The organism is Shewanella sp. 11B5 (assembly GCF_002836795.1).
GTDB classification, from domain to species: domain Bacteria; phylum Pseudomonadota; class Gammaproteobacteria; order Enterobacterales; family Shewanellaceae; genus Shewanella; species Shewanella frigidimarina.
In genome coordinates, this window is sequence record NZ_PJAP01000240.1 from 1 (window position 1) to 9,433 (window position 9,433).

The 9,433-nt window shown below is 41.4% G+C and carries 6 protein-coding genes and 1 pseudogene; 6 read left to right on the plus strand and 1 reads right to left on the minus strand.

Annotated features, from left to right (window positions below):
* The first annotated feature begins 153 nt into the window (after positions 1-153).
* The 6 genes from carA to secF all read left to right on the plus strand — a co-directional run bounded on the left by carA (position 154) and on the right by secF (position 9,223).
* Entirely contained in the window at positions 154-1,311 is a 1,158-nt protein-coding gene (carA, locus tag CXF78_RS02795; RefSeq protein ID WP_102035913.1) for a glutamine-hydrolyzing carbamoyl-phosphate synthase small subunit, read from the plus strand.
* A gap of 23 nt (positions 1,312-1,334) precedes the next feature.
* Positions 1,335-4,556: a carbamoyl-phosphate synthase large subunit gene (carB, locus tag CXF78_RS02800; RefSeq protein WP_011636450.1), complete on the plus strand. Its 3,222-nt coding sequence runs from the start codon at positions 1,335-1,337 to the stop codon at positions 4,554-4,556.
* A gap of 230 nt (positions 4,557-4,786) precedes the next feature.
* Positions 4,787-5,263 (plus strand): transcription elongation factor GreA, encoded by a 477-nt coding sequence (gene greA, locus CXF78_RS02805; RefSeq protein WP_011636451.1) that lies wholly within the window; start codon positions 4,787-4,789, stop codon positions 5,261-5,263.
* Between the two features lie 478 nt (positions 5,264-5,741).
* On the plus strand, positions 5,742-6,347 hold the full coding sequence (locus tag CXF78_RS02810) for a hypothetical protein (protein WP_145991357.1): 606 nt from the start codon (positions 5,742-5,744) through the stop codon (positions 6,345-6,347).
* A gap of 136 nt (positions 6,348-6,483) precedes the next feature.
* Positions 6,484-8,295, plus strand: coding sequence for a protein translocase subunit SecD (gene secD, locus CXF78_RS02815; protein ID WP_102035915.1), 1,812 nt, complete (start codon positions 6,484-6,486; stop codon positions 8,293-8,295).
* 4 nt (positions 8,296-8,299) lie between these two features.
* On the plus strand, positions 8,300-9,223 hold the full coding sequence (gene secF, locus CXF78_RS02820) for a protein translocase subunit SecF (RefSeq protein ID WP_102035916.1): 924 nt from the start codon (positions 8,300-8,302) through the stop codon (positions 9,221-9,223).
* Between the two features lie 67 nt (positions 9,224-9,290).
* Here secF and CXF78_RS02825 read toward each other — a convergent pair.
* Positions 9,291-9,433, minus strand: a pseudogene (locus tag CXF78_RS02825) (ribosome assembly RNA-binding protein YhbY); the annotation flags it as partial.

The following is a 9,433-nucleotide window of genomic DNA, read 5'->3' on the forward strand; positions in this document are numbered from 1 at the left end:
GGTGTTTTTTTTTGAAAACAATCCTACAAAATATAGACGTAAAAACGAATTTCTTATACAATCGCTAGAATTTGTCAAAATTTCGTAATTTATCGAAAATTGGTATTTTAGTGCAAAATAAAAACACATAATTTTAAGTGGCTTGGCTCTTTTCTGGAGGTCGCGTTGACACAGTCTGCCTTACTCGTACTCGAAGATGGATCAGTATTCTCTGGCACCGCAATTGGTGCTATCGGTATCTCTGTTGGTGAAGTGGTATTTAATACTTCAATGACAGGTTATCAAGAGATCCTTACAGATCCTTCATATTCACGCCAAATAGTAACATTAACCTATCCTCACATCGGTAACACAGGTACTAATGATGAAGACACAGAATCGGATTCGGTTCATGCATGTGGCTTAATTATTCGTGACTTACCGCTTATGGCGAGTAATTTCCGCAACCAACAATCATTAAGCGATTATTTAAAAGCGAATAATGTGGTTGGCATTGCTGATATTGATACCCGCAAACTAACTCGAATTTTGCGTGAAAAAGGCGCCCAAGCCGGTTGTATTATGGTTGGTGACCTAGATGAAGCGAAGGCTCTGGCAGCGGCGAAAGCGTTTCCAGGTCTAAAAGGCATGGATTTAGCCAAAGAAGTGACCACCGATAAAGCTTATACATGGCGTAACGGTAGTTGGAAATTAGTCGGTGGTTTACCGTCTGAAACACCAGCAGCGGAACTTAAATATAAAGTTGTCGCGTACGATTACGGTGTAAAACGTAATATTTTACGTATGTTGGTTGACCGTGGTTGTGATGTGACGGTAGTACCAGCACAAACATCTGCAGCAGACGTACTTGCCATGAAGCCTGATGGGGTCTTCCTGTCAAATGGTCCTGGCGACCCTGAACCATGTGATTATGCTATTACTGCAATCCAACAAATATTAAAGACTGATATTCCAGTATTTGGTATCTGTTTAGGTCACCAGTTACTTGCATTAGCCTCTGGTGCGAAAACCTTAAAAATGAAGTTTGGTCATCATGGTGCAAACCATCCAGTGAGCAATATTGAAAAAGGCAACGTGATGATCACCAGTCAAAACCACGGTTTTGCTGCAGATGAAACCACATTGCCAGCTAATATTAAGGTCACGCATAAGTCGTTATTTGATGGTTCATTACAAGGTATTCACCTAACTGATAAGCCAGCATTTAGCTTCCAAGGTCACCCTGAAGCGAGCCCTGGGCCAACCGATGCCGCACCGTTGTTCGATCATTTCATCGAGCTAATTGAACAATACCGTCAGCACGCCAAGTAGTTATCTGGGAGAAGACAGAAGCAATGCCAAAACGTACAGATATAAAAAGTATTCTTATCCTAGGTGCCGGTCCAATTGTTATTGGTCAGGCGTGTGAGTTTGATTATTCAGGTGCGCAAGCTTGTAAAGCACTTCGTGAAGAAGGCTATCGCGTTATTCTGGTTAACTCTAATCCAGCAACAATTATGACCGACCCTGAAATGGCCGATGCAACTTATATCGAGCCTATTCATTGGGAAGTGGTACGCAACATCATTGCCAAAGAGCGTCCAGATGCAATTCTACCGACGATGGGTGGGCAAACTGCACTGAACTGCGCGCTTCAGCTTGAAGCACAAGGCGTACTAAAAGAGTTTAATGTTGAAATGATTGGTGCGACAGCGGATGCGATTGATAAAGCTGAAGACCGTAGTCGTTTCGACAAAGCGATGAAATCCATTGGTTTAGACTGCCCACGTGCGGGTATTGCTCATAACATGGATGAAGCTTATGGCGTATTAGATATGGTGGGCTTCCCCTGTATCATTCGTCCGTCTTTCACTATGGGTGGCAGCGGCGGTGGTATTGCCTACAACAAAGAAGAGTTTGAAGAGATTTGTTCTCAAGGCTTAGACTTGTCGCCAACTAACGAATTATTGATTGATGAATCATTAATTGGTTGGAAAGAATATGAAATGGAAGTGGTTCGTGACCGCAACGATAACTGTATTATCGTATGTGCTATCGAAAACTTTGACCCAATGGGTGTTCACACCGGTGACTCAATTACCGTTGCGCCAGCGCAAACGCTAACTGACAAAGAATACCAATTAATGCGTAACGCTTCTTTAGCTGTATTACGTGAAATTGGTGTTGAAACAGGTGGTTCAAACGTACAGTTTGGTATTTGTCCTGATACTGGCCGTATGGTTATTATTGAGATGAATCCACGAGTATCGCGTTCATCTGCTTTAGCGTCTAAAGCGACCGGTTTCCCGATTGCTAAAATTGCGGCTAAATTGGCTGTAGGTTATACCTTAGATGAGCTAAGTAACGACATTACTGGCGGTAAAACACCAGCATCGTTCGAGCCTGCAATCGATTACGTTGTGACTAAAATCCCACGTTTTAACTTTGAAAAGTTTGCTGGAGCAAATGACCGCCTAACGACTCAAATGAAGTCTGTCGGTGAAGTTATGGCCATTGGGCGAACTTTCCAAGAGTCATTGCAAAAAGCGTTACGCGGCCTTGAAGTGGGACGTAACGGTTTTGACTCAGTTGTCGATTTACAATCTCCTGAAGCTATTCAACGTATTCGCCATGAACTAAAAGAGCCTGGTTGTGACCGTATTTGGTACATTGCAGATGCGTTCCGCGCTGGTTTAAGCCGTGATGATATCTTCACATTAACCAATATTGACCATTGGTTCTTGGTTCAAATCGAAGATTTGATTACACAAGAAGCAAAAGTTGCTGAACTTGGTATGTCAGGCCTAGAGAAAAACTACTTACGCCAATTAAAGCGTAAAGGTTTCTCTGATGCACGTTTAGCTGATGTGTTAGGTGTTAATGAAAGCGAAATTCGTAAATTACGTCAACGCCATGAAATTCACCCGGTTTATAAGCGTGTCGATACTTGTGCTGCTGAATTCTCAACTGATACAGCTTACATGTACTCAACGTATGAAGAAGAGTGTGAAGCTAACCCATCGAACCGTGACAAAATCATGATTCTGGGTGGCGGCCCTAACCGCATTGGCCAAGGTATTGAGTTCGATTATTGCTGTGTCCATGCTGCATTAGCATTACGTGAAGACGGTTATGAAACCATCATGGTTAACTGTAACCCTGAAACGGTATCAACCGACTACGATACATCTGACCGCTTATACTTCGAACCTGTAACGCTAGAAGACGTACTCGAAATCGTGCGTATCGAAAAACCAAAAGGCGTAATCGTTCAATACGGTGGTCAAACTCCGCTTAAACTCGCGCGAGAATTAGAAGCCGCAGGCGTACCGATTATTGGTACCAGCCCGGATGCGATTGACCGTGCAGAAGACCGCGAACGTTTCCAGCAAGCGATTCAACGTTTGAACATGAAGCAGCCAGAAAATGCGACAGTGACAACTGTTGAAAGTGCTGTGATTGAAGCTGAAAAAATAGGTTATCCGTTGGTTGTTCGCCCATCTTATGTATTAGGCGGTCGTGCGATGGAAATCGTATACGACAAACAAGATTTACTACGCTACTTCAATGAAGCGGTTAAAGTCTCTAATGCATCACCAGTATTACTTGATCACTTCTTAGATGATGCGATTGAAGTTGATATCGATGCTGTTTGTGACGGTGAAACTGTGGTGGTTGGCGCCATTATGGAACACATCGAACAAGCAGGTGTTCACTCTGGTGACTCAGGCTGTTCATTGCCACCTTACACCTTGAGTGCTGATATTCAGGCTAGAATGCGTGACCAAGTGTCTAAACTGGCTTTTGAATTAGGCGTAATTGGCTTAATGAACGTGCAGTTTGCGGTAAAAGATAACGAAATCTATATGATTGAAGTTAACCCGCGTGCCGCACGTACAGTACCATTTGTGTCTAAAGCGACTGGCGTTCCGCTAGCTAAAATTGCAGCACGAGTGATGGCTGGCCAAAGCTTAATTTCGCAAAACTTTACTAAAGAAGTGATTCCACCTTATTTTTCAGTAAAAGAAGTAGTCTTACCGTTTAATAAGTTCCCAGGTGTTGACCCGTTATTAGGCCCAGAAATGCGCTCAACCGGTGAAGTCATGGGCGTGGGTGATACTTTTGCTGAAGCTTATGCAAAAGCACAGCTTGGTGCGACATCTGAAGTGCCTAAGTCGGGTCGTGCGTTATTATCTGTACGTAACAGTGATAAAAAACGCGTTGCTGATTTAGCCTCTAAGCTGATTGAGCTAGGTTATGAAATTGATGCCACTCATGGTACCGCCATTATTTTAGGTGAAGCAGGGATTAACCCTCGCTTAGTTAACAAAGTGCATGAAGGTCGTCCACACATTCTTGATCGTATTAAAAATGGTGAATATACCTACATTGTTAACACAACTGAAGGTCGTCAAGCAATTGAAGACTCACGTCAGATCCGTCGGGGAGCTTTGCGATATAAAGTGAATTACACTACGACATTAAATGCTGCTTTTGCGACGTGTTTAGCGCATTCTGCAGATGATCGTATTAAGGTGACGTCTTTACAAGAGTTACACAAACGCATCAAAAGCTAATTTTTTGGTGCATTAATGATTAAGGTCGCCTTTTGGCGACCTTTTTTATGACATTTTGATGATGGATGACTAGCAAGTCTGTAAAAGCTTAGGTAAGCTGTCAGCCATCATCGAAAAGATGCATCCTAGATACGCACGCTAAGTCGATTGCGTACTTCCAACTGAATTTTTACTGTGTTGACTTATCGTCAGCACGGGATGCTTTTGTTTTTAAAGGAGACAAAGACATTATGAGTAAGGTCCCAATGACTGTAGTTGGCGCTGATCAATTACGTAAAGAACTTGAATTGTTAAAGTTCGATCGTCGTCCAAAAATTACTGAAGCAATTGCTTCAGCACGCGAATTAGGCGATTTAAAAGAAAATGCTGAATATCATGCAGCCCGTGAAGATCAAGGAATTTGTGAAGCGCGTATTCGTGACATCGAAGGCAAGTTGTCTAACGCTCAAATTATTGACGTCACAAAGTTAGAAAATACCGGCCGAGTCATTTTCGGCACAACAGTGACTATTTTGAACATAGATACTGATGCTGAAGTGACGTATCGCATAGTCGGTGATGACGAAGCTGATATTAAGCAAAATTTAATTTCTGTTAATTCACCGATTGCACGTGGATTAATTGGCAAAAGTGAAGGCGATGAAGTATCGATCACCACTCCTGGTGGATTAACTGATTATGAAATCGTAAAGGTCCAATACCTTTAGGTTTGTTGAGAAAGAAGTGTGATAATTTTTTAACAGTCTGTTTTAGTTATTAAATTAAATTAATTGCTTAGGCATTAATCATACTTTTATGCTCAACATGATACCGATATAAATGACCACTAGCCTGACATAGCACTAAATAGAATACTGTTTAGTGCTTTTTTATATCCATTACAGACGCTAGTGCATGTGCTATCTATGATAAAAGATGTAAAAAAATTCATTTGCAGATTAAAGGTGCAATAGATACTATCGACGTAGTTTACATTGTTGTTACATTTTACCGTATGAGTAACAATATTATTTAATGCATTCGTTAAGAAATCGCTTTAAAACTAGTTTGTTAGATGACTATTATTAGATAGTATTTTTGATTATTTTAGTAGGCTATTTTTTGACATGTTAAGTTGAATTTTAAACATTGTGTTGCTTGATTAATTAAGGTCATTATGACGTTTCATGGGCTCGTATACTACTAATGCTGGTAATTGTGGGGTTGTGTTCAATCTTCCTCCTCAATAGCCGTATGTTAGTTTTAGCATCGATGCCTTTTGCTACGTCTACTTTTTGTTCATATAATGTGGATCTGCTGACAGATGATCGGATTTGTGAACAACCAATAAGTTCAGCCCCTCTTGATATCACCTTGACGTCAGTAAAATCAGTAGACAGCTCAATAGACACACTAGTTAACAGTCGAGTAGATTCAAATCAACCAACTGCGTTAACCGATACGCTTATTGATGTTAATAGCACATTGTTGGGCTACGTTGGCGAACCTTCATCAACAAACCCTGTCTCTCAACGTTCTGTTTCTGAACACTCTAGTTCAAACGATATCCATTTTGTTCCTACTTATTCAGCGCGTTACCTCAGTATTGTTCAATATCAATCGGATGAATTAAAACCAAATTATCTATTAGCTTATGAATTTGTTTCTCCGCCAGTACCGAGTTTAACCATAGGTTATCAAATTAACTTTAGTCCGCAATTGGACTGGGTATTATCAACAGCTTCAGCCCCTTCAAGACTTTCCGCTTGGAAAGAGTCTAATTTACTTTTCGTTCACGCTCACACCTGTTAACTACATTATATTGATTAAAAATGTCATTAGCCTTGCTAATGAGTTTTGCTGTGGGTAGATGAATTGGGTCAATACCTATCATCACTCACATACATTTTTATCGAGGTTTTACCCCGATGTAGTGAGATCAAGTGTTATGAAATCAAAATCGAATACCAAACCGTTAAATCAATATGCTCAGTGGAAATACTGGCTATTAATTTGCACACTAATCATCTTATTTATGAGTGCATTGCCATCTTGGTATGGTGAAGATCCTGCCGTACAACTTGCCGTTAAACCGACCCAATCATTAACAGTGGAACAAATCTACCATGTGTTACAGCAAGCGGGCATAAACAGTAAGCGTATCGAGCAGCAACAAGATAATTTACTTGTGGTGTTAGATGATCCCGATATGCAAACCCAAGCTAAAAAGACCTTAGCACAACAGTTTGAACATCAGGCTCAAGTGACCTTAGCGTTAGCTCCAGCGGCCCCAGATTGGTTATTAAATTTAGGCGTTAAACCGATTAAACTTGGTTTAGATTTACGCGGTGGAGTGCAGTTTCTACTGGATGTGGATCTTGATTTAGTGTTTCAAAACCAAGCCGTATTAGTGAGTGATGCTGTAAAGCAATTTGCCAGAGAGCAGCATATCAGTGGTGCAATGGTGCGTTTTGGCACTGGAGCGGAACTGACGGTTAACAGCGCCAGTGATGATGCTCGTGGTCAAATAAGACAATTTATTGGTCAACAGTACCCTCAATGGCAAGTCACAGGCCATCAACAAACATTGAGTATCAATCTTTCCCAAAGTGAACAGCTCAAATTAACCAACTTAACTGTACAGCAAAACTTGCAAATTATGCGCAGCCGTATTGAAGAACTTGGGATTACCGAAGCGCTAGTTCAGCGTCAAGGAGAGAACCGGATTAGGATTGAGTTACCAGGAGTGCAAGATCCTGGCACCGCTAAAAATGTTATCGGTGCAACCGCTAGTTTGGCATTTTATCCAGTGGTGCAAGCTGACTCTCTTTATGCTGTTGTGATGAATGATGAGCAGAATAAGCCTGTCTATGTGTCAAAAAAACCAGTACTTGGTGGCGATCACATTATTGATGCTCGAGCCACTACTGGCGATTTTGGTATGGCGAAAGTCAATATCAGTCTTGATGCGGCAGGTGGCAAGTTAATGTCAGATTTTTCACGCGATAATATCGGTAAACCTATGGCGACTGCTTATAGCGAATACAGCAGAGATCAGCAAGGTAAAGCCAAGCAAACCACTAAAATTATTAGCGTTGCAACCATTCAGAGTCAACTCGGTAACCGCTTTGAAATCACTGGAGCTGGCAGCCATCAAGAAGCGCAGCAATTAGCTTTGTTATTAAGAGCTGGCTCTATGACTGCACCAGTGACTATTGTTGAAGAACGCACTATTGGACCTAGTTTAGGGGCCGAGAATATTGTTAATGGTTTTGCTGCGCTCGCTTTAGGTTTGTCGGCAACATTACTGTTTATGGCTTGTTGGTATCGCCGTTTAGGCTGGGTCGCTAATGTGGCATTAATCGCCAATTTGGTCATGTTATTTGGATTGTTAGCACTCATTCCTGGTGCTGTATTGACCTTGCCTGGTATTGCGGGGTTAGTGCTTACTGTCGGTATGGCAGTCGATACTAACGTACTTATATTTGAACGGATAAAAGAAAAGCTTGCAGAAGGTCGTAGCTTTGCCAGTGCGATTGATGTGGGATTTGATAGTGCATTTTCAACTATTTTTGATGCTAACTTCACCACTATGATTACTGCCGTGGTGTTATTTTCAATTGGTAATGGTCCTATTCAAGGCTTCGCCTTGACCTTAGGTTTAGGATTATTAACCAGTATGTTTACTGGTATTTTTGCTTCGCGTGCATTAATCAACTTAGTTTATGGCCGTGACACTCGTCGCGCCATTAAGGTGTAACTCTATGAACTCAACTCAAACAAATTATTCAACAGACAAGCTGCAATACTTAACTAAGTGGCGTTACGCATCGAGTCTAATCTCGATTGTATTAATGCTGTTATCATTAACCGTTATAGGAGTAAAAGGGTTTAATTGGGGCTTAGATTTTACAGGCGGTGTGGTTACTGAAATTCAAGTGGACCATCGCATCACTGCCAGTGAGATACAGCCATTGATGACCGCCGCTTACAAACAAGATGTTAGTGTTATTTCAGCCAGTGAACCAGGCCGTTGGGTATTACGATATGCCAATATACCAGATGAGAATCAACGCCCAGAACTGGCTGAAGTATTAGCGCCATTAAATACGGATATCAACGTGTTAAACAGCAGTATCGTTGGGCCACAAGTGGGGCAAGAGTTGGTTGAGCAAGGTGGTTTAGCCTTACTCGTCGCTATGCTATGCATTATGGGGTATCTAAGCTTTCGCTTTGAATGGCGTTTAGCTTCAGGCGCTCTGTTTGCTTTGGTACATGATGTAGTGTTTGTGTTAGCTTTTTTCGCGTTAAGCCAAATGGAATTTAATTTAACTGTATTAGCCGCGATAATGGCAATTTTAGGGTATTCGCTCAATGACTCAATTATTATTGCTGACAGGATCCGGGAGCAGTTAGTGGCTAAACCACAGTGGAATATAACTAACATTAACAATTTAGCGATTAAATCAACTTTTTCCAGAACCATGGTCACATCAGGCACTACGTTAATAACAGTTGTGGCTTTATGGATTTTGGGTGGGGCACCGCTTGAAGGTTTTTCTATTGCGATGTTTATTGGTATTTTAACCGGTACTTGGTCATCGATTTCAATTGGAGCTACCTTGCCAGAGTTTCTAGGCTTAAAAGCTGAGCATTATCAAGTTATCCCAATACCTGAACATCCCTGATTAACGATAATTCATCTCTAATAAAAAAGCCGCTGAAATCAGCGGCTTTTTATAAAAGGGTGCGAAATTATTTGGCTTTAGGCAAAGCAATTTTCATTTCAGCCGAATGACGGAAAATAACTAACACATGACCGATAAGTTGCACTTTCGTAGACTGGGTTTCACGTACAATGGCGTCAACGATGGCATTTTTTAGCTCTCTGTCTGCAG